The organism is Streptomyces sp. NPDC059010 (genome assembly GCF_042740355.1).
Taxonomy (GTDB): domain Bacteria; phylum Actinomycetota; class Actinomycetes; order Streptomycetales; family Streptomycetaceae; genus Streptomyces.
Genome location: NZ_JBHYJA010000012.1, coordinates 53,404 through 76,143 on the forward strand (window position 1 = coordinate 53,404; position 22,740 = coordinate 76,143).

Consider the following 22,740-nt stretch of genomic DNA (forward strand, 5'->3'; position numbering starts at 1 on the left):
GGCCGCGAGCGGGCCCGTCCCCCCCCCCCGTGTCTCGGGGGGCCCCCCCCCCCTCCGGGCCCCCCCCCCCCCCCCCGCGCCCGTCGCCCAGCAGACCTTCGAGCGGGCCTGGCGGCACGCACAGGTGTACGACTCCCGGCGCGGCTCCGTACGGTCCTGGCTGACGACGATCGCGCACAACCTCGCGATCGACGCGGTACGGGCCCGGCGGGCGAGCCCGGTCGACCCGGAGGACCTGGACGCGCTGCTCGGCATGGTGACCGAGACGCCCGAGCGGCGGGCGCTCGCCGACGACAGCGCGGAGCGGGTCCGGCGGGCGGTGGCGGAGCTGCCCCGGGAGCAGGCGCGGGCTCTGGTGATGGCCGGGATCTACGGGATGACGGCGCGGGAGGTCGCGGACGCGGAGGGCGTTCCGCTGGGTACGGCGAAGACCCGGATCCGGACCGGGACGCTCAAGGTACGAGCCCTCCTCGAAGCGGCGGAGAAGCGGTGAGCGGCATGGAGTGCGAGCGGCTGCGGGAGCAGGACGCCGAGCTGGCGCTCGGGGTCCTGCCGGCCCGCGAGCGCGCCGAGGCGGTGGCCCATCTGGACCGCTGCCCGGACTGCCGGGAGCACATCGAACGGCTGACGGTGGTCGGCGACGGTCTGCTCGCGCTGCTGCCGGGCGCCGAACCGCCGGTCGGTTTCGAGAGCCGGGTCGTACGGGCCCTGGGGGCGGCGCCCGCGCCGAAGCGGCGCAGGTACCGGCTACGGCTGGCGGCGGCCGCCGTGGCCGCGGCCCTGGCCTGCGGTTTCGGCGGTTGGGCGGTCGGCACGCTGGTCGAGGCCGCGCCACCGCAGGTCTCAGAGCGGACTGATGCAGACCTGCGGGAGGCGGCCTTGGTCTCGGACGGCCACGAGGTGGGCCGTATCTACGTTCATGCCGGTGACGAGGGCTGGGTGTACATGTCCGTCGCCCTGGACGGGAACGGCCGGGGCCCGGTGCGCTGTCTGCTCGTACATGCCGACGGCTCGACGGTCCCGGTGGGTTCCTTCCCGCTCAGGGATGGCCACGGATCCTGGGGCGGGCCGACCACGACCGACCCGACGACGCTGACCGGCGCCCGCCTGACGGCCCCGGACGGAAGCGTCCTGGCCACGGCGAGCTTCCCCACGAGCCAGGTTCCGGGTCATTCCGGAGAGTGACCGTGAGTCCGCGGACCGCCACCGACCGGTACCCGCTCCCGTACAGTGCGTCGCAGACAGCGGTCGAACTCGGCCGGGCCCAGCAGCAGTTGAGCGAGGCAGAAACTTGGACGCAGAAGCCGGTCTCGATGCCCCTTCGCAGGTCCCCGCAACCGAGCGGCCGGTCCCCATGGCCGATCCCGGACTCGTGAAGCGGTGGCATTCGACGGGAGGCGAGCTGGTCGAGCTGCTGTCCCAGGTGCGGGAGGGGGTCGGCGGCGTGGCCGGGGTCCGCCTAGGGGCGGGCCTCACCGTTCTCGTCACCGATCCGCAGGCGGTCCAGCACGTACTCGCTCGCCACCCGGAGCAGTACGTCAAGCGCTCCCACCGTGCCCGCCTGCTCATCGGCGACGGTGTCATGGCCGCCACCGGTGAGGCGTGGAAGCGGCAACGGCGCTTGCTGCAGTCCCAGTTCACCGGCACCGGGATGCGCCGCTACGAACAGCGCATCATCGACGCTGCCCGGACCACCGCCGGACGCTGGGAGGCGTACGTGCGGACCGGCGAGACCTTCGACGTGGGCCAGGAGATGCACCGCTTCGCCCTGGACGCCATCTGGCGCTCCCTCACCGGGCATCCCCTCGACGACGAGACCGCGCACGAACTGGAGGCCGTGACGGCCGTGGGAGCGGCCATCCCCTCGCTGCCCGCGGACACCGACAAGGCCCGGGACTCGGTCGCCGACGATCTCGCCCGGATCGACGCGATCGCCGCGCGCGCCATCGGGGCAGCCCGCAGCGGGGCGGCCGGGCCCGACGGTCCGGGACTGGTGCACATCCTGGTCGACGCCGCCGCCGAACACCCCGAGTACACCGACCAGTTGATCCGCGACGAACTGATCACGCTGCTCGCGGCCGGGCACGAGACCACGGCCACCACCCTGACCTGGCTCTACCTGCTGCTCGACCGGCACCCCGACGCCCGCGAACAGGCTCTGGCCGCCGGCGACGAAGGCTCGGAGCAGCGCCGCCAGGCCGTCCAGGCCCTGGTCCACGAGACGCTCAGGCTCTACCCGTCGGCCTGGCTCCTGCCCCGCCACGCCGCCGAGGACGACACCCTCGCCGGGTACACCGTGGAGGCGGGCACCGACATCCTGGTCTGCCCGTACCTCACGCACCGCGATCCGGAACTGTGGCCGGACCCCGAGCACTTCGACCCCCGGCGCTTCCTCACTCCGGGCGGCCGCCCCACCCATCCGGGCGCCTACCTTCCCTTCGGTATCGGCCCCCGCGCCTGCCTGGGTCTGCAGTTCGCGCTCCGCGAGTCGACCATCCTGCTCGAACACCTCCTCCCGGCCCACACCGTGACCTTCTCCTCCACCCCCACGAAGACGAAGTACGGCATCACGGTCCGCCCGGACGGCCCGACGCCCGCCACCCTGGGGGCTGCGCGCGCCTGACGCTGCCCCGACGAAGGTCCGGACCAACAAACCCCGCACGACCCCTTCCCCACCCAAGACCCTCGTGGCACGCTCACCCGAGACGCCCACCTGAATTGAGTTCGCATATCTGAACCATCCCCGATCTGACCCAGGCGGTCGTCACCGACGCTCATGTCATGCGCATGCCGACAGACAGACGGGAGTCGACCATGAGTGCAAGACTCCGGCCAGGTGTCCTGCTGGTGGCCCTGGCCGCCTTCACCTCGGGAGCCGTACCCGGCGCCTCGGCGCGAACCGAGGAACACGTGCCGCGCATCCCGCACACCACCGTCCTGGACGGCGTCCGTCTGCAGCGGACGAAGGTCCGGCTGGATCAGGGTGACCCGCAACTCCGGCGCGCCGTCGAGGTGTTGAGCGCGCGGGCCGGCCGATGGCTCGGGCAGGGGCCCTGGACGGTCGTCGACAAACCCAGGCCGGCTCCCGGCGGTGACGTACACGACTACCTCAGTCAGGCGCCGTACTGGTGGCCGTCCAAGGCCCCGACCCCGGAGAACCCCTGGGGATGCCCTTACGAGCAGCGTGACGGCGAGCGCAACCCCGAGGTCGACTCCGGCACCGACCGCCAGGACGTCGAGAAGACCTTCGACTCCTCCTACGAGCTCGCCCTCGCCTGGTACTACACCGGCGACAAGCGGTACGCCGAGAAGGCCGGGCAGGTGCTGCGCACCTGGTTCCTCGATCCGGCCACCAGGATGAACCCGAACCTGAACCACGCCCAGTTCATCCCGTGCAAGTACGACGGCCGCGCCATCGGCATCATCGACTTCTCGCAGTCGTACACGGGCGTCCTCGACGCGCTCGCGCTGCTGGACACCGGCGCCCCGGGCTGGACCGCGAAGGACCGCACCGGCATGGCGAAATGGAACGACGACTTCCTCGGCTGGCTGAGGAACAGCGGCTTCGGCAGGCAGGAGGCCGCCGCCACCAACAACCACGGCACTTTCTACGACATGCAGCTCGCCGGCCTCGCCCACGCGACCGGCGACGAGGAACTGGCCCGCCGTACGGTGCTGGACGCCCGCCGCAAGCGCATCGCGCCGCAGATCGCGTCCGACGGCAGCCAGCCCCAGGAGCTGACCCGGTCCCGGAGCTGGCACTACTCGACGTTCGACCTGGTCGCCCACACCCGGCTCGCCGCCATCGGCCGGCAAGTCGGCGTGAATCTGTGGGCCTATCAGGGGCCGGACGGGCAGAGCCTGTTCAAGGCGGTGGACTACCTCCTGCCCGCCGCGACGGGGGCCGCCGCCTGGCCGCATCCCGAGCTCGATTTCCGTCGGTACGCGGCGACCGACGTCGTGCACGCGGCCGCCGACGCCGGGGACCGGCAGGCGCAACGGGCCGTTCCGCTGCTGGAGGAGCCGCCGGGCGGTGACCTGTGGGCCCTGCGCCCGGCGGCGGAACAGCTGGACTCGATCGCGGGCTGACCAGCCCTCTCCCCCGGCCCCGGCGACCCCCGGGCGATCAGACCGTGGACAGGTCGATCGCCCGGTCGACGTCCTGTGGCTGGAGCACGCGCAGGATGCCCTCCAGCAGGTAGTAGTCGGCGTACGGGAGGGAGATCTCCACCCCGTCCTCGCTCGGCCGGTTGCGGGTGCAGCGGGCCACGACCGCGTCCGCGCGGGCCGAGTTCCTCGTCAGGCAGGTCTCCGCCAGCGCGGTGAGCAACCGCAGCGCCACCTCGCGGTAGGTCTGCTGCCGGTCCCTCACCGGCGACGCGCTCTCCCGTTCCACCCGGATCCGGCCCGCGGGCAGCACCAGCTGGCTCGCCCCGCAGACCTGGTCGGACGCCGGCGGGTACAACACCGAGCTGGTCGCGCTCGGCGACGGCTCGGTGCGGCTGGCCTGGCGCGCCAAGCGTACCGACGACCACGGGAACTACTGGCTGAAGGTGGCCAACTGCGCAGGCTGAGGCTGCGGACGCGCCCCCCACACGAATTCACCGACGGCTGGTCGATGGCCTAGAACCCGCCGTCGCGGAGGCCTCCACGCCACCCGGCGAGTAGTAGCCGACCTCGTCGTAGTGGCCCAGCTCGTTGAAGTGTTGGTCCCCACGCCCACGCGGCTCTCCCACTTGGAGACCAGGCCACGCCACTCGTGGACGTGCCGCGGCACCCGCCCGTCCGCAGTTTGACGCGGGCATGCACCAGCATCACCGCGTGGGCCCTGCGTGCGAAATCGCCCTCGCCGGGCGAATGGCCGAACTCCCGGCCGGGCTACGCAGACTGCGCCTCCAGGGCCACCCTGCACGCTCCCCTGTGATCAGGAACGACTACGGCCGCCGATCTCCGGGTGGGCTCAGGATGCCTGGTCGTCGCTCTGCTGGATGCTGTCGCCGCGGTTGTTGATCGCGATGTAGGTGCCGATGCGGCGGAAATCGTTGATCACGCCGAACATGCTCTTGTCCGACGGCAACAGGGTCCGCACGGGGGAGTCGTCCGCCAACTGGGCGAGGAACGCCGCCTTGTAGGCGTTGAACACCCTGGCCGTGTAGCCGGGTTCCTTCGCCGCGTTCATCCGGTGGTCGTTGGTGACGGCGATCGAGGCGAGGTCCATCAGATAGCAGTCGATCAGGTCTGTGACGTCCTTGGACGTTGCGTTGTCCTCCCCGATCACCGCGTCCTCGGCCAGGATCTGTGCCATCCCCACAACGATGTCCCGGTAGATCCCGTGCCGGGTGCTGCTGGGGAAGGCGGCCATGATGTGGTCGGCCTGGCCCGCGCCCTCGGTGCTCATGGTGCGCGGCTTCCTCAGGTCCGTCAGGCCGGGCACGGCCAGCGGAACGCCCTCGAACATCGACTCCTCGTCCGGGATGTTCGTGTTCCGGGAGGCGAGGGGGTGCAGGCCGATCTCGTGAGCCAGCATGCCCATGATGTAGCCGATGTCGTACTTCTCGAAGTAGTAGCTGGCCAGGTTGATGTCCACACCGTCGTCGCCACGGTCGATCACGTCGGCCGGGGTCTCCGTCGTGCGCAGGCGCAGGGTGACGCGGCAGGGGCGGTTGCCGATGTACTCGCGGATCGTGTCGTGCTTGCGAAGCAGCTCGATGATGTGGACGGCCTTGTCGCGGTAGGTCTCGTTGGTGTGCTTCAGGTTGGTGAACTCGAAGTTCCCCGACTTGAAGGGGGTGATGGTCGTCGCGTCCTGCGGCATGCGGGCCGGGACATCGGTCCCGGACTCGGTAGACCGGGGCAGGGACACTGGGTCTACCCACACCGACTGGCGCGGGACGGGCGTTGTCGCGGCGCGGGCCGCGGCCCAAGTCTGCTCGTCCTGCTGGGGCGGTGGGGTCACGTCTCCGATGTGGGCGGCCAGGAGGTCGAGGTGTCGGCCACGCAGACCGGCAGCCGCGAAGGAGGAGTCCTCGGGTTGCTCGTCCAGGGCGCCGAGCAGGCTGCCCGGGATGTGCGGGCGGTGCGGGGAGTCGGCGTCCCGGTACTCGTCCCGCAGGCCCAACTGGTGGGTGAGTTCGTGGCCGAGGTGGACCGGGTCGGCGTCCGCCCACCAGGTGTTCTGATCCATCGCCCGGTCCCGGCCCACGAGGTCCACGGTCAAGTGCGGGTCGTCGGCCGGGTCGACGTGCTCGACGGTGACGTGCAGGCGGTCGCCGTTGGGCAGGTGGTAGGCAGGGTTGTTCAGCAACTCCCGCACGCCCGCGTCGAGCTGACTGCGTACGTGTGCGACCTGGTCCGCCGGCCCCCGTATCGCAAGCCGTACCGTGAGGTCGGTGATGGGCTCGCCCTCGAACGAGAACCGCCGCGCGTCGAAGCCCGACCGCACCACGAAACGGGGGCGATCGTCGCGCGGGCCACGCAACCGAGGTGTCGCCGCGGGGGTTTGCTGTGCGGGCCCCTCGGTCTGCTGCGGGAGCCGTGGGCGGGTCTCTTCGGTCGTGATGGGCTGCTGGATGCTGTCGCCGCGGTTGTTGGTCGCGAGGCTGGTGGCGAGTGTGGCGAAGTCCCGTACGACGCCGAACAACCCCTTGTCCGCGGGCAGGAGGGGGCGGGCGGGGCTGTCCTCGGCCATGTGCTGGGCGAGCAGGGCCTTGTAAGCGTTGTAGACCTTGGCGGTGTTGCCGGGCTCCTTGGCCGCGTTCATCCGGTAGTCGCTGGTGATCGCGATCGAGGCGACATCCATGAGGTAGCAGTCGATCAGGTCGGTGACGTCCCTTGCCTTGGCTCCCTCCGCGCCGGATCGCGCGGCGCGGGCCAGCGTGTCGGCCATCCTCAGGACGATGTCCCGGTAGATCCCATGCCGGGTGCTGCTGGGGAAGGCCGCCATGATGTGGTCGGCCTGGCCTGCGCTGTCGGTGTTCATGGTGCGCGGCGTCTTCAGATCGGCGAGTCCAGGCACCGGGAGCGGAACGCCGGCGAACATGGCCTCCTCATCCGGGATGTTCGTGTTCCGGGAGGCGAGCGGGTGCAGGCCGATCTCGTGAGCCAGCATGCCCATGATGTAGCCGATGTCGTACTTCTCGAAGTAGTAGCTGGCCAAGTTGATGTCCACACCGTCGTCGCCACGGTCGATCACGTCGGCCGGGGTCTCCGTGGTCCGCACGTGCAGAGTGATACGGCAGGGACGGTTGCCGATGTAGTCGCGGATCGTCGGGTGATCCCTCAGCAGCTCGATGATCCGGATGGCCTTGTCGCGGTACTTCTCGTTCGTGTGCTTCAGATTCGTGAACTCGAAGTTCCCCGACTTGAAGGGAGTGGGGGTCCCCTCCTGCGGTGTCCCGTCTTGTCGCGTACGGGCCGGGACTTCGGTCCCGGATTCAGCCGACCGGGGCAGGGAGACCGGGTCCACCCAGACGGACTGGCGAGGCACCGGTGTGGTGCTCGTTCGGGCCGCGTCCCAGGTCTGGTCGTCGGGCTGGGGCTGCGGGGTCACATCGCCGATGTGGGCGGCCAAGAGGTCGAGGTGTCGGCCACGCAGGCCAGCAGCCGCGAGGGAGGAGTCCTCGGGTTGCTCGTCCAGGGCGCCGAGGAGACTGCCCGGGATGTGCGGGCGGTGCGGGGAGTCGGCGTCCCGGTACTCGTCCCGCAGGCCCAGCTGGTGAGTGAGTTCGTGGGCGAGTTGGGCCGGGCCGGCGTCCGTCCACCACGTCGTCTGGTCCATGGCCCGGTCTCGTCCGGTGAGGTCCACGGTCAGGTGAGGCGAGTCCGAAGGCTGCACCAGTTCGACGGTGACGTGCAGGCGGTCGCCGTTGGGGAGTTGGTGGCCGGGGTTGTTCAGGAACTCGTGCACGCCTGCCGTGAGTCGGTCGTACACCTGCGTCGCATCGGCGCCTCGAAGGGCGACGCGGACGGTGAGGTCGGTGACCGGCTCACCGTCGTAGGAGAACCGGCGGGCGTCGAAGCCGGAGCGAACGACGTACCGAGGACGGCGGTCGAGCCGACCCTGCGGCTTCGGCTCGGGGTTCTGCCGCGGCACGGTGTCGGGGCTGGGCTGAGGCAGCCGTGGGCGCGCCTCGCCCGGGTCGGTGCCGCTCTGGATGCTGTCGCCCTGGTTGTTGAACGTAAAGCTGGAACCCAGACCCAGGAAATTGCCGGTCACGTTGTACCAGCTCTTGTCCGCCGGCAACAGCGCACGCACCGGGCTGTCCTGCGCCAACTGCGCGACAAACATCGCCTTGTACGCGTTATAGACCCGCGCCGTGTTCCGGGGTTCCCACGCCGCGTCCTTGCGACGGTCGTTCGTGACCGCAATCGTCGCCAGATCCATGAGATAGGTGTCGATCAGATCGGTGACGTCCTTGGCCTTGGCACCCTCCTCCCCGGTCCGGGCGTCCTGCGCCAACACGCCCGCCATCTTCACCACGATGTCCCGGTAGATCCCGTGCCGGGTACTGCTCGGGAAGGCCGCCATGATGTGATCGGCCTGCCCCGCACCCTCCGTACTCATCGTCCGCGGCGATTTCAGGTCCGCCAGCCCCGGCACGGCCAGCGGAACACCCTCGAACATCGACTCCTCATCCGGAATGTTCGTGTTCCGCGAGGCCAGGGGATGCAGGCCGATCTCATGCGCCAACATGCCCATCACATAACCGATGTCGTACTTTTCGAAGTAGTAACTCGCAAGATTGATGTCCACGCCATCGTCACCACGGTCGATCACATCGGCCGGGGTCTCCGTCGTGCGCAGATGTAGCGTGATACGGCAAGGACGATTGCCTATGTAATCCGCGATCGTGTCGTGCTTCCGCAACAGATCAATGATCCGGACCGCCTTGTCGCGGTACTTCTCGTTCGTGTGCTTCAAATTCGTGAACTCGAAGTTCCCCGACTTGAAGGGGGTGACGGTCTCCGCGTCCTGCAGCATACGAGCCGGGACATCCGACTCGGTCGACCTGGGCAGGGAGACCGGATCCACCCACACCGACCTACGAGGCACCGGTGTGGAAGCAGAGCGCGCCGACTCCCAGGACTGGTCGTCCTGCTCAGGCTGTGGCGTCACATCGCCGATCTGGGCGGCCAGGAGGTCGAGATGACGGCCACGCAAACCGGCCACAGCCAGGGAAGAATCCTCCGGCGGCTCGTTCAGATCGCCCAGCAGGCTGCCCGGAATATGAGGGCGATGCGGCGATTCCGCATCCCGGTACTCATCCCGCAGACCCAACTGGTGCGTCAGCTCATGCACCAGATGAGCCGGGGCAGCATCCGCCCACCACGTCGTCTGGTCCATGGCCCGGTCCCGGCCCGCCAAGTCCACCGTCAGGTGAGGCGAGTCGGCCGGGTCGACGTGCTCGACGGTTACGTGCAGGCGGTCGCCGTTGGGCAGGCGGTAGGCAGGGCTGTTCAGCAACTCCCGCACGCCTGTGTCGAGCTGCCTGCGTACGTATGCGACCTCGTCCTCCGGGCCCCGTAGCGCCAGACGCACCGTGAGGTCGGTGACCGGCTCGCCGCCGAACGAGAACCGGCGCGCGTCGAAGCCGGAGCGCACCACGAAGCGGGGGCGGCTGTCTCGCCGGCCTCTTGGGGCGGGTGGGGTGGCCGTGGGGTCGGTCGGTGTGGGTGTCGGGGATTGCGGGAGGCGCGGGCCTACCGCGTCCGTGCCCGGTGCCGTAGAGACGGGCACGGTGTCCGTGTCCATCTCGTCCTCGCCCGACTCGTATTCCGACGAGGAGCCGGCGGGATACTGCTCGTTCGCGTTCGCCGTCCTGGCGCCCTGGAGCACCCCGTACTGGTCCAGGTACGCGCCTATGTTCTCCGCGTTGTCCCTGATGTGCTGCAGCAGCTGGGGCCGCTCGCGCATCCACTGCGGCATGCGCCAGCCGGGGAAGAACATGCCGTGAGTGCCCGACGCCTGCACCTGGTGGCCGAGGGGGTTGCCGATGTGTTCGTTGACGGCTTGGTAGGCGAGGTCGCAGGAAGCGCAGGCCATCTTGAATCCGCCCAGGTTCAGCGTCTGGGGGGCGTTCGGGTCGCCCGGGTTGTTCTCCCAGTGCTCGACCCAGTGCCCTAGGAGGGTCAGCTCGCCGTGCTCGGAGCCGTACGATCCGGCCGCCGGGGTGCCGTCCCGGCCGGCCACGTTGAGGATGCGGGGGCTCGCCAACGCCCGCTTGACCAGGTCGAGTTCGGGTGAGTCCGGGTGGTAGAGCCGGTACCAGCCGGTGGCCAGGGCGCGCAGTTTCGTGCGATCCCGCATGTCCCGTGCGACACCGGGCCGTCTGCGTGCGAGCCACCGCTCGTCCCGGCGCCACTGCTGCCGGTCCGTCGTGAGGCGCTGCTGTTCCTGCCGGGCAGCCGCTTCCTCCTCCAGCAGGGTGTCCCACTGCTGCTGAAGGCCCTCGTCCCAGACGCCCGAGTCGTACCTCTGCTCCAGCTGCCCCCGCAACTGCGCCTGCTCCTGGGACCGCTGGTCGAGTTCGCGCTGCCCCTGGTCCAGCCGCGCCGACCACTGCCGGTGCGACTCCTCGTCCCGGGACCACTTCTCCAGTTCCCGCTGCCGCCCGGTGCCGCCCGGCTCCTGGCCGGAGACGAACCAGCGCAGTTCGTCCTCCACCAGGGCCGCCTCGTCCGCCGTGAGCGCCTTCGTGCCGGTGTTGCCGGCGATGCCGAGCGAGCCGTCCGGCAGCAGTCCGACGGCGATGTGCGGGGTGACCTGGGCGTCCGCCTGGCGGTCCGGTTTCCGGAGCACTTCCTTCACCATGCGCGCCACTCGGTCCAGCATGCGCAGCGTCACTTCGCGGTCCCGCTGGGAGGTGCCCGGCGGGCGCGTCTGGGTGAAGGGGGTGCCGGTTCCGAGGCCGAGCGCCTCCCGGAGCTGGTCGTACTCCTCGGACGCCAGCCTGCCGGCCCGCTCCGCCGCGTCCAGGGCCTCGGGCACGCCGATGCCCGCGTGCTCGGTGAACGCGCTGTCGAACGCGACGTCCGGGAAGCCGCCGAGTCGTTCGTTGCGGCGCGTCACCACGTTCAGCAGGGCGTCGGCCCGCAGTTCGGGCTCGTCCAGCAGGTCGGCGAACTCGGCGGCGAACTCGTACTCGGGGCTGGTCCGGACGGCCTCCTGCTCGCTCTCGGAGTCGGAGTCGGAGCCCAGGTCCATCTCGACGTCCGAGTTCGCGCCTGCGTCCGTCGCCTCGTCGGCTCCGGACAGTGTGCTCAGTTCGTACGCCTCCTCCTCGCCCTGCAGGCCAGGGAGGGGGCTGCCGGGCGGGGACTCGGGCAACGGGATGGCGGCCGGGTCCTGGTCCCGCACGGGCGGGGCCGGCTCGGGTGCCGGCGTGCGCAGGATCAGCGGGACGAAGTCGCCGCCGCGGCGGCGGAGCCGGAGGTGCGGGCCGGCTTCGCCGGACGGGCCGGGGTAGGTGTGGGCGGTGCCGTTCTCCTCGACCAGGGTGACGGTGGTGCCGGTCGCCGCGGCGGCCCACTCGGCCACCGCACGGTCGGCCCCGGGGGTCCAGGGGGCATCGGCGAGGTGGCGCCGCAGGTGCCCGTCGCGGGCGTCCTGGCTCGGCGGGGGCGCGCCCGGGCGGAGGGTGAGGGGCGGGGGCGTGAAGAGTGAGTCGCGTTCGGCGCGGGTGCCGGGCAGGCCGCCCAGGCGCATCAGCCGGGTGGGCGGTGCCTCGGCGCGCAGGCGCAGTCGATTCGCCTCGTAACGGTCCAGGCCGGGCTGTTGGGCAGCGTGGTGCAGCGCGGAGGAGAGCGCGCCGAAGAAGCCGTTGCCGCGGCCGGTGGGGGTGCCTTGGGTGTAAGTGGCGCCGTCCGGTGCGGTGAGGACGCCGTCGCGGTCGAGACCGTAGCGGGGGCCGGTGCTCTCGGCGGGCGGGTGCCAGGGCGGGGTGATGTGGCTGCGGTGCGCGGGGGCGGTCCCAGTGCCGGCGCTGCCCGAAGTCCCGGGGTCCGTATCGGTGTCGGCCGTGACCGGCAGCGCCGTGGCGACCGGGGGCGGGGTGCCGGGCGGCAGGGTGGCGTGGAAGAAGCCGTCGGCGGCGAAGAGGACCGGATCCGTGGCCGGGTTGACGGCGGCCGGATCCGTGCCGTGCGGGAGGAAGCTCTGCTCGCGGCCCTCACCGGTCACGACGGTGACCGGGGTGCCGAGGACCCGGGCGGCGAGGGCGGGCAGCAGGTCGGCGCCGCCGTGGTCGCCGGCGCGGCGCTCGGGCGGGGCCGGTTCGCCGTCCGGTCGGCCGGTGCCGTCCGGCTGTGGCTCGCTGGTGAACGGGCGGAGCATGGCCGCGGTGGCGAGGCCCACTCGCTGCGCGGGGGTCGGCCAGAACGTGAGCGGGAGACGGCCGAGGGCGTCGAACTCGGCCTGCTGGGCGGGCGTCAACCGTATCTGCGCGAAGTCGAGTTCGTCCTGGGTGAAGGTGTCCTCGGCGTCCAGGGCGAGGGAGTCGAGCAGGTCCTCGTTGCCGTCCTGGCCCAGTTCCCAGGCGAGGCGGTTGCGGGCGGCTCGGACGGCCCGCTCCGTGATCGCCGGGTCGCCGGGGGTGGCGGTGAACCGGGCCGCGAGGTCGGTGCCGAGCAGGTGGGGCAGCCGACCGCGGTCCTGGGCGACGGCGATGAGCGCGTGGAAGAACGAGGCGCCGTCGTGCGGCATGTCGTGCACGTCGCGCACGGTGGTGCCGTCCGGCGAGGTGAGGGTGCGCGGGGCGGAGTCGGTGCCGTCGGTGATGGTGTACGGCTCGGGCGCCTCGGAGCGCCAGTCCGGCTCGGTGTACTCCTGCGGGCTGTCCGGCACCGGGACCGTGGCCCGGCCCTGGTGGTGGGCGGTGGCTCGGGAGGCCGCGAGGTGCAGCCGGTGGTGGTCCGCGGCGGCGGCGTCGGTGTGCCCCTCCCAGCGGCGGACCTCCTCGCGGGCGGCCTGCCAGGCGGCGACGGCCGGGGACTGCGCCATGGCCTGCGGCAGGACGGTCGCCTGGTCGGGGTTGTCGTCGCCGAGTGCGGCCTGTTCCTCCGCGCTCAGGTCCAGCCATGTCTCCCGGGCCCGCGCCCGGGCGTCGTAGTAGTTCTTCTCGGCCGCGGCGAGGTCGCCCGCCGCCTTGGCCAGGTCGTCCCAGGCCTTGCTGACCTCGTCGGGGAACGAGGTGTCGTCCAGGAGGCCGTAGTCGCGGGCGATGTCCTCGCGCAGCCAGACCAGGGCGGTGGTCTCCGCCTCGGCGGCGCGCGGGCCCCGCTTGGCCTTGCCGAGCGCGTGCAGCGGGCGGCTGTCGGTGATCCCGTGGTCCACCTCGGCCACCGACAGCCAGCTCACCGGCACGGCGAAGAGCATGCTGCGGTCGGTGACGACCTTGAGGTGGGTGCCGAGGGTGGTGTCCGCGGTGCCCTTGAGCGCGGTGCCGTCGGTCGCGCCGCCGATCGGGACCGAGGCGCCCGGGTTCATGACACCCGCGTTGCTGTTGCCGGCCAGCGGCGCGGTGCCGACCACGCCCTCGACGCTGTCGGTGATGCCGGCCTCCAGCGCGTCGGAGGTCTTCGAGCGCTGCATGGCCTCCATGCGCGGCTTGCTCTCGACGGCGAGCAGCCTGGCGCCGCCGCGGTGCATCTTCGCGTAGAGGCGGGAGTCGGCGGTGTGGGACTGGCCGAAGAGGCGGGCGGAGGCCTGGGCGGGCAGCGGTGAGCCGTTCGCGGTGAGCGCCTCGCGGAAGCCGGCGGTCAGGCCGACCTGGCTGGTGGCCTCCTGCTGGGCCTGGGCGGGGGCGGTACCGAGGCCGGTCAGCGGCGTGAAGCGGGCCATGCGGACGCGTTCTTTGAGGGAGTTGCCGGTGTGCCGTTTGCCGAGGTCGCCGTCGCCGAAGCCGTCGGCGCGGGCGGTGGCGAGGGTCAGGGCGTCCTGCACATTGGCGGCGCCTCGGATGTCCACGGCGAGGATGCCGGAGCCGATGCGGTCGTCGAAGGGCAGCACATCAGAGGCGTCGGTGTCGCCGCCGCGCCAGGCGGCGATGCCCTCGGGCCGGGCCTGATCGGCCGTCAGCATCCGTACCGCGCGCTCCGGTTCGGGCACGTCCTCCTCGGTGAGCGCGCCGTCGGCGCCGTCGCCGGTGGGGGTGAGCAGGCCGGCCGGGACGATCTCGTTGAGGGTGCCGACCGACGCGACGGCGCGCGGGGAGAGCGTCTGGCCGGTCGCGTCCGTCATCGTGACGGTCAGGACATAGCTGGTGACGATCTCGGCGTGCGCCTGGGTGGTGGCGATGTTCGGCATCGAGGTGTTGCCGGTGGTGTCGGTCCGGGTGCTCGACTGTCCCTGGGCGGCGGTGCCCTGAAGCGAGGGGTTGGCGAGGAGGACGCCGTTGTCCGCCGCGCGCTGGCCGACGCCGAGGGTCACGTCGCCGCCGCGGTCCTGGGAGGAGGCGCCGGAGTCGTCGCGGGCGGTCGTGCGGTAGTCCTCCAACTCGTAGCCGGTGCGCAGCCGTTCCACGGTGGTGGTGATCGGCGTCAGCTTGAACCGCAGCTGTCCGGGGCTGCCGCCGACCGGCAGATGGGTCGGGCTGGTCCAGGTGCGGTAGCGGACCGGCAGGGTCATCCCGTCGGTCGTCAGCTCGTGCAGATGGGCGCGCAGGAAGTCCGGGGAGAGCCGCTGGAGCACCTGCTCCCGGTCGTGCGAGGGCACTCCGATCTTCTTGAGCCGTCCCGTCAGCTGCTGCGCGGCGTGGCTCGCGTCGAGCTGTCCGCTGGGGTGGCTGGGGAAGCGGCGGCCGCGCAGGAAGGGGGGCAGGCGGTACCCGCCGCCGAGGTTGCGCGGGGTGGTGGTGCCCAGGCCGTCGGGGGCGAGCCCGGCCTCGATGACGTCCTGCATCGGCAGGTGGAACATCACCGCGTCTCGGACCCGTTGGAGCGCGGCGGCGGCCCGGCGCGGGGCGAGGCCTCGGCCGAGGCGCTCGGACAGCCGCCCGGCGGCGGAGCTGATCCTGGCCCCGGCCTTGGTGCCGAGCGCACCCATCGCGGCTGTCCAGTTGTCCCGTACGGCGACGGTCTCGGCGGCGTCGGCGACCACCAGGTACATCCGCCCGCCGTAGGCGAGGGTGGTGTTGCGTCCCCGGGTGAGGGTTTGCGCGACGCTGCGGCCCTTGCCCCAGGCGTACTGGAGGGCGGTCGAGTAGGAGCCGACCACCGCCGGTTGGCCGGGGGCCTGCTGCAGCGGCATGTCGGCGCCCTGGACACCGACGGTGGTGCGCGAGACGGTGCTTGCGCTGCCGGCGATGCGGTGCTCGTTGCCGATGGTGGCTTCGAGTGTGGCCGGCTTCGGGTCGCTCTTGACGCGGAGGTTGTCCAGCTCGCCGCGGACCGCGGCCTTCACGTGGTGCGTCTGGAAGGGTCCGGCGCCGTTGAGTCCGGTGATCCGGGAGCCGAACGGGCCCAGATACTGGCCGAGTTGACCGGCGACGTGGAGGTTCGCCATCGCACGGCGCAGCGCGCTGCGCACCGGGGCGCCGGGCGCGCTGACGTGCCAGGAGGTGCCCGAGGCACGGTCGGCGGTGTCCTGCATCAGCTGTTGGCGTTGGGTGCCGCCCTCGGTGCTGAGCACCACGTGCGGGGCGCTCAGCAGCTTCCGGACGAGCCGTCGGTCGGCCGAGTCCGGCCTCGGCAACGGGCGGGTGCCGTCGAGGAGTTGGTCGGCCTCCGTGGAGGAGAGCCGCTGCGGGGCGGGGTCGGTGGCCGGTGCCGTCCCGGTGGGCGTCGGGTCGACGGGGGCGTGGCGGTCGGAGCCGTGCGCCATGGGTACGGCCAGCTCCACCCGGCCCACCGTCTCGCTCCCCCGGGCGAACAGCGGGCGTTCCTCGGCCTTGCTGACGAAGACGCCGGCGCCGAGGAGGCCGACCGAGGCGAGCCGGGCCCAGCCGCGCGGGCGGCGATGGCCCTCGAAGGTGGCGCCCAGCTCCACCTGGTAGCTGTAGAGGTCGGCGCCGTTCTGGAACATCAGGTGGTCGTGGTTGACCGCGACCGTGTTGCGGGTGGCCTTCTGGTCGGTCTTGGCGTAGCGGGCGCCCACGGACACGTTGCCGGTCTGGCGCGGCAGTCCGACTTCGGGCACCTTGTCGTGGTCGCGGGGCGAGATGCCCAGCTCGACACCGCCGGAGAGCGTGCTGGACGCCTGCTGCCCCTGGCCGGAGACCTCGGTGCCGATGACCGCGTTGCGCAGCGAGCGTTCGCTCATGGTGGTCTCGAACCGCCGGTCGCTGAGCTTCGCCCGCAGGATCAGCGTGTGGTGGCCGCGGCGCACCTTGCCGTCCTCGGTGAGGGTGACCGGGATGCCGGTGGTGGTCAGGTCGTCCAGGCTCTGCGCCAGGCTGGGCCGGTTGAGGGCCTCGCGGACCTGGCGGTCGTTGTGCAGCGCGGTCCGCATCCGCCCGTCGCCGTACCAGAACTTCGCCAGTCGCGGGTGCCGCATCATCAGCGGCGGGACGAACAGCGACGGGTACGAGCGGTGCAGGGTGTCGAGGACGGCGTCCGCGAAGGTGCGCAGGGGGTCCTGGGGGGCGGGTTGCCCGTCCTGGTTCTGCGGCTGATCCTGACCTGGATCCTGATCCTGGGCAGGATCCTGACCCTGGCCTTGGTTCGGAACGGCATCCTGCGGGCGGTCGGGGCGGAAGCCCTCGGCACGGACCTGGCCACTGAGGTGGACGGGGTCCTCCCGGGTGAGGTACCAGGGCACCGGCGGCTCGGCGTCCGGGTTCGGGCCGGTCTGGCCGGGCGTTCGGCTGTCCCAGCCCGCGAGCCTTCGGGCGTCCTGGGTGGAGATCCAGTCCAGGCTGACCACCCGGACCGGGCGGGCCGCGGAGGGCGGCTCCCCGGCCTTGCGCACCATCAGGGTGCGCTCCACCCGGTAGAGCGCGACCGGGTGGTTGCGGACCCGGCCGGTGGTCTTGCGGGCCGCGTCGGTGCCAAGGTAGTGGCCGCGCCCGGTGCTGAGGTCCCCACGGACGAGCGGCCCGCCCTGGAGACGTACGTCGGTCTCCGGGCCGACGAGGGTGTAGTTGGGGCCGGCGGTGACCTGGACGCCGAAACGGGTGTCGCGGACGTGGCCGCGCTCGTTCTGGTACGTGGTCTGGGTGAGGTCGCGCAGCTCCGCCTTGACCGACTCGGCGACCAGGGTGGCCCGGTGCGGGATCGACCGCTCGACGACGAGGTGGCCGAGCGGATGCTGTCCGCTCCCCCGGGTCAGTTCGGGTCCGCTGACCGGCCCGGAGAAGCGACCGAACAGGGCGAGCAGCCGCCCCGGACGGACGTACGAGACGAGCGTGCGGTGCGCCGAACTGCCGGGCCGTGCACCGGAGATGGCGAGAGCGATGTCCTCCGGCGGGTCCGGCAGATGCAGTCCGGTGGTGTCGGAGACCCTCGGCTCGACCCCGTCCGGGAAGGTGAGCGTCTCGGGCGCCCGTCGGGGCCCCTTGAAGGGCACGGTGAGGTCGTCCGGCAGCCGCCAGCTCAGCCCGTCGCGCATGGCGAACTCGGCGGCGTGGACGGATCTGCGCTGCCAATCGGGGCCCGGCGCGGGCGAGTCGGGGGGGTTGCTCGGCGCCTCGGTGACCCGCTGCACGCGCACCCGGTAGTGGACGTCGTCCAGGTGCAGGTGCGAGCCCTCGTGGGCGCGGTACTCGGTCTGGTGGTACGCCTGGGTGCCCTGGGAGTAGTCGGTACGGCGGGTCCAGCCGAGCGAGACGCCGATCTTCAGAAGCCAGTTGAGGGGCGGGCCCATGCTCAGCGCGGCGGCGATCCGACGACCGTAGCCGACGCTGCGGCCGCCGCCCGTGCCGGCCTGTCCGCGGCGCATGGTGTCCAGGCGGGTGGTGCCGCCGTCCACGTCGGCGAAGCGTTCCCAGCGGTGGTACGGGATGGCCTCGACGATCATCTCGTGGCCGACCCCGGACTTCTCCCGGCCCACGAAGCGCGCGCCGCGCGGGGCGGTGAAGGCGCCGGGCTGGTCGGTCAGCAGGCGCAGCAGTTCCGCCTCGTCGAACTGGGAGCGCAGCTTCTTCGGCAGGTTCCCGAGGATCTCCTGGGCGACCTGCTCGGGTGAGCGCAGGGTGAGGACGCCGGGGCCGTTGAGGAGGCCGGTCCGGTCAGCCGTGCGGGAGTCCGGGTTCCCGTCGTCCGGATCGGCGTCCGGGCTGATCAGGATGGTGGGGAGCCGGCTGCCGTCCTCGAAGGTGACGGTGCGCGGTGCCGGACCCGGTGGCGGGGCGTCCGGGCCGGTCAGCAGGCGGGCCGGGCGGTACCGGTCGAGCTGGGTCTCCAGCGGCACCCGGTCGCCCCGGTCGGGGGTCTCGGTGGCGGGGCGGTCGAGTTCGGTGATCCCGCCCATGCCGCGCAGCCACTCGCTGAACGGGTCGGAGTCGTCCGGCGGTGCGGTGGCCGGGTCCTCGGTGGCCGGGGTGGTGGTGTCGGTGTCCGGTACGGGGGTCAGCGGGGCCGTCGCCGGGACCAGGGCGTCGTAGTGGTCGTTGCCGTTGTAGGCCAGGTGCAGCGTGCCGCCCCGGCCGCCCGGGTGGAGGGTGGTGACGAGGGTGTTCGCCGAGGAGTGCGGGTCGGGCTGGACGAGGCGCAGGTCGAGGTCGAGGGTGTGCGCCAGCGCCTGCGGGAGCAGGTCGGCGAAGGGAGAGGACCACAGCTGCGAGTGTTCGGCCGCGGCGGCGACGAGTCCCTCGGTGCCGATCCTCCGAGCGTCGGCGGGAGTCGGCGCCACGACGGCGAGGTGCGGGTAGCCGCTGTCGCGGAGGATGCGCCGCCACTGGCGGGCGTCGCCGTTGGTGACGACCGACTGTGCGATGCGGTTCCAGCGCTCGGTGATCCGGCTGCGCGCGTCGGGGTTGCGCACCCCCGCGAGGGCGGTCATCCGCAGGTCGTCCACCACGGCGAGCACCGGGTCCGGGGTGGCCTCGGCCGCCGCGGCGGCGAGTTCGGACCCGGTGATCCGGTCGCGCAGCATGGTGCGCAGCCCGGCGACGTTCCGCGCGGCCCACGCGGGCGGGATGTCCTGGCTGCGGGCGCTGTCGAGCAGTGCCCGGAAGAGGCAGTTCCCGCCGCCCGGGGTGTCGAGTCGTCTGAAGTTCCGGCCGTCCGCGCGCACGGTGTCCGCCGGGCCGGGCGTCGTGGCGCCGTTGCTCAGCACCAGCAGGTCTTCGGCGAGGCTCTCCGGGCGGCTCGGCGGGGGCGACAGGTCGGGCCTGCGGCGGGCGAGTTCAGCGGTGTCCTCAGGGCTGAGCCCCAGCTCGGACAGCGGCAGCGGGGTGTCGGAGAGCGACCAGGTGATCTGCGCGGACGGCGCGTAGGAAAGACCGCGCACGTCCTCCGGCGAGACAAGGGTGTTCGGCGGCAGCGCGGGCGGCGGCGGGGGCAGCAGGGCGTCGAGCGAGGTGTCGGGCCCCGCGGTGGAGCGCAACTCGCCCGCGGCGCGCAGGAAGTCGGTGTACTGCTCGACGGTGGGGCCGGTCACCGGGTCGACGTCGGCGCCGGACCAGTCGGTGACCATCCGGCGCAGCAGGTCGGGGGTCATGCGGCCGTCGCCGTAGCGGGCGGCGGTGTCCGGGCTGAGCCAGCGCAGGCCGTCCACGTAGGCGAGCCCGGCGAGCAACTCCCGGTTCCCCGGCTGCTGTTCGGCGTCCGTGCCGAGGGCGTCGCGCAGGGTGCGGACCTGCTGGAGGGTCCGGGCCCGGGCGAAGGCGTCGGCGGGTTCCGGGCCCGTGTGCAGGCCGGCGTCGCGAGCCAGGCCGTCCAGGTCGGCGCCGTCGGGCTCCGGGGTGAACAGCCGCCAGCGTCCCGGCCCGTCCGGACCCTCGGTCAACACCGGGCGGATGTCACCATTCCCGTCCCGGGCCGTGCCCACCTCGGTGGTCGGCGCATACACGGGCCGCCCGGTGCGGTTCGCCACGTGCTGGGCCACCGGCAGCCCGGCCACCCGCGGCTGGCGGCCGGTCTCGCAGGAGAACAGCACGAGCGGCCGGTCCTGATCGCCGTCCTGCGCCCAGGACTTGAGCACCTCGCCGAGCTGCACACCGCTGACCTTCACGGTGGGGCGTGCCACGTCGTCGGTGCCGAGCGTGACGGTACGAGGGGTGCCGTGCCCCGTGAAGTAGTCGGCGCCCCGCTCGGTGCCAGAACCGGGCAGTGCGGTCGGCGGGCCGGTGAACACCGTACGCGGCGGGGACTGGGCGGTGTCGGTCTCCGAGCCGACGGGACGCGAAGTGGTGCGCACACCGCGGAAGGTGTCCTGGCCGAGCAGGGCCTGGCGGTCCGCGCTGTGCGACGTACCGTCCTCGGCGGGGCTCTGCGAAATGGTCAACGTCTGTACGGCACGCCCGGGTTGGGGCCTCACGGACTTGTCCGGCACCAGACGCCGCAGCTGCGCGAGGGGCACCGTGTGGCCGTCGAGGGTGGTGACGGCCGGCTCGCGGGCCGGCGGCGTGGGGCCGTTGCCGTCGTCCGCGGGGCGCACGACGATACGTCCCGGCGGCGGGGGCGGCACGGTGGGTGTCGCCGCGGGGGTGTCGGGCGTAGTGGACGGGGGTGGTGGCGGGGTGCCGTCGTTCCCGGGCCCGCGTCCGCCGCCGGGGCCGGGTGCGTGACCGCCGCTTCCGTTGCTGTCGCCCGACTCCAAGTGCAGGTCGGTAGCTGTTTCGGTCCAGGGGCGGGACAGGGTGTCGAATTTGGCCGTGGGAGGTTCGGCCGCGGCGGTGGTGGGGCGGGGAGCGGTCGTGACTTTGAAGTCGGGGTCTACTCCGTTGTCGTATACGGGAGTTGTGGACTCGGTGAGCACCTTCGCGGGCGGCGTGGCCGAGCTCTCGGTGGCGGGGCTCGGTGCCGGGCCCAGGGCGTCGGCGAGCGGCATCAGGACGTCCGCGCCGGGGAAGGCGGTCTCGGTGGTGACCGTGCTGACGGTGTCGCCGTCCGGCGTCACGATGGGCGCAGGACCGGCCAGCGGGCGGACGCGAACCGGGGCGCCCGGTCCCTCGCGGGTGAGTTCGACGGCGGCGCGAACCGGGCGGCTCGCCCCGTCCGGCGTGACCGGCGGCCCGAGCATCACGGCCCGGTCCGCCCCGGCCCGGTCCAGCAGCTCGGCCGCCTCGGGGTCCCCCTCCACCGGGGGTGGTGTCTCCGAGACGACGATGGTCAGGGGCGGTGCGTGGGTTGTGCCGCTGGTGTCGGCGGTGTCGCTGGTAGCGGCGTACGAGCCGGTCGTACTCACCTTTGGCGGACCAGTGGTGATGTCGGGCGCCGGGGTGGACACGATCTCGGTGGAGTCCGAAGTCTCGGGAGAGGAAGTGGTCTCGGGGGATGAAGTGACCTCAGGCGAGACCGTGGTGTCCGGAGAAGAGGGAGTCTCCGGCGAGGACGTGGTCTCCGGCGACTGCGAGGTCTGCGTGGAGTCGTCCGCCGTTATCTGCGAGCCGTCGGGCGTACGGGTGCCCTGTGGCTGCGACGTCTGCGGCGGCTGCGCGGTGGACTGACCCGGGTTGGCGCCGTTGGAGACGGGTGCGCCCCCCGGCCGACCGCCCGTGCCCGCCCCCGTGCTCGTTCCAGGAGCGGACGCGTTCTGTGAACCGCCCGCGGTGACGGGACCGTTGTTCACCTGCCCCGGCACCGGGGCCGTACGGCCGTCCTGCTCGGCTGCCAGATCCAGGTCCGGCCAGTTCTGGACGTTGCTGTCCACGGTGACCGGCGTGCCGAAGCCGTCCAGCGCGCGGCGGACGTTGTCGGCGTCGACCTCGACGGCCGGGCCGTTCCCGGCGGGCATCACCCGGACCTCGGGCCGTTGCGACAGGTTGTTGTGCACGGTGTCGCGGACGTCGATCTCGGTGTTGCCGGGCGGCGGGGTGCCGCGCAGGTCGGCGAGGTCGCGCAGGGCCTGCTCGCGGACATCGGCAGGGCCGTTGTGGACCTGCTGCCACAGGGCGTTCTCCGCGGAGGTCACGGGCAGTGAGCCCGGCGAGTACGGCGGAGGGTCCTGGGTGATGTAGGACGGCGGGTCCTGAGTCGAGTACGGCGGCGGGTTCTCCGCGAAGTCGGGTTGAGGCGACGTGCTGGTGGAGCCGGCGCCGCCGGTGAGGTCCGTGGTCGAGGGACCGCCGGTGCGGTCGGGGCCGTCGCTGTCCTCAGTGCGCGAGGAGTCGGTGGAGTTCTGCGTGTCGGAGTCGCGGGTGTCCCCGGAGTCCGAGGTGTCACCGGAGGAGACCGTCGGCGGCTGGTTGCGCATCTTGTCGATGACGTGGCGCAGTTCGGCGCCGCTGTTCAGGGCGGTGTCGGAGAGGGTCGACTCGACCTGGCTGCTGATTCCCGCGCCGACGAAGGTGGACCAGTTGGTGGACCAGTCGCCCTCGAAGGCGCCCTTGATCAGGATCTCGGCGAGGGACTCGCCGGCGCCGGCGGCGATGAAGTCGGCCGTGCCCTTGAGCCCGTAGTGCCCGGCCAGCGCGCCCGGCCGGTCGGCGTTGTTGCGCAGGAGTTGGTTGTTGCGCCACAGGTCGGGGTTGTTGCGGAAGGACAGCGGGCCGTCCCTGAAGGTGACCGGCGTGTTGTTGGTGAGGTTCGGACCGTTCCCGTTGGGGCTGGGGGTGGGGTCGGGCCGGTCGTGGGGGCCGGGGCCCGGGGGGGGGGGGGGGGTGGGGGGGGGGGTGGGGGGGGTGTTGTTTTATTCGAGGTCGG

General features: G+C 72.2%; 6 protein-coding genes and 1 pseudogene. 5 read left to right on the plus strand and 2 right to left on the minus strand.

The genetic code is table 11. From position 1 onward, the window contains the following. Nucleotides 1-79: 79 nt before the first annotated feature. The 4 genes and pseudogenes from ACFWYS_RS14825 to ACFWYS_RS14840 all read left to right on the plus strand — a co-directional run. Nucleotides 80-493: pseudogene (locus tag ACFWYS_RS14825) on the plus strand (RNA polymerase sigma factor); the annotation flags it as partial. Between the two features lie 5 nt (nucleotides 494-498). Further along, a complete protein-coding gene (locus ACFWYS_RS14830; protein ID WP_384767942.1) occupies nucleotides 499-1,185 on the plus strand; it encodes a hypothetical protein in 687 nt (228 codons plus the stop codon). A gap of 106 nt (nucleotides 1,186-1,291) precedes the next feature. Next, the gene (locus ACFWYS_RS14835; RefSeq protein WP_384767569.1) at nucleotides 1,292-2,623 is read left to right on the plus strand and encodes a cytochrome P450; all 1,332 of its coding nucleotides are present in this window, start codon (nucleotides 1,292-1,294) and stop codon (nucleotides 2,621-2,623) included. Nucleotides 2,624-2,814: 191 nt separating this feature from the next. Then, nucleotides 2,815-4,089, plus strand: coding sequence for an alginate lyase family protein (locus ACFWYS_RS14840; protein WP_384767571.1), 1,275 nt, complete (start codon nucleotides 2,815-2,817; stop codon nucleotides 4,087-4,089). A 37-nt stretch (nucleotides 4,090-4,126) separates the two neighbouring features. Here ACFWYS_RS14840 and ACFWYS_RS14845 read toward each other — a convergent pair whose 3' ends face one another. Continuing rightward, nucleotides 4,127-4,519, minus strand: a complete 393-nt coding sequence (locus ACFWYS_RS14845) for a hypothetical protein (RefSeq protein ID WP_384767574.1) — start codon at nucleotides 4,517-4,519, stop codon at nucleotides 4,127-4,129. 441 nt (nucleotides 4,520-4,960) lie between these two features. Beyond that, nucleotides 4,961-22,291: a hypothetical protein gene (locus tag ACFWYS_RS14850; RefSeq protein WP_384767577.1), complete on the minus strand. Its 17,331-nt coding sequence runs from the start codon at nucleotides 22,289-22,291 to the stop codon at nucleotides 4,961-4,963. Nucleotides 22,292-22,298: 7 nt separating this feature from the next. Here ACFWYS_RS14850 and ACFWYS_RS14855 point away from each other — a divergent pair, with 7 nt between their 5' ends. Further along, the gene (locus tag ACFWYS_RS14855) at nucleotides 22,299-22,496 is read left to right on the plus strand and encodes a hypothetical protein (RefSeq protein ID WP_384767580.1); all 198 of its coding nucleotides are present in this window, start codon (nucleotides 22,299-22,301) and stop codon (nucleotides 22,494-22,496) included. The last annotated feature ends 244 nt before the right edge of the window (nucleotides 22,497-22,740 follow it).

Bases quoted from the DNA above. Each gene is read 5' to 3' on its own strand.
- ACFWYS_RS14830 (WP_384767942.1), top strand. From the start codon at position 499: ATGGAGTGCGAGCGGCTGCGGGAGCAGGACGCCGAGCTGGCGCTCGGG.
- ACFWYS_RS14840 (WP_384767571.1), top strand. From the start codon at position 2,815: ATGAGTGCAAGACTCCGGCCAGGTGTCCTGCTGGTGGCCCTGGCCGCC.
- ACFWYS_RS14850 (WP_384767577.1), bottom strand. From the start codon at position 22,291: ATGCGCAACCAGCCGCCGACGGTCTCCTCCGGTGACACCTCGGACTCC.
- ACFWYS_RS14855 (WP_384767580.1), top strand. From the start codon at position 22,299: ATGACGTGGCGCAGTTCGGCGCCGCTGTTCAGGGCGGTGTCGGAGAGG.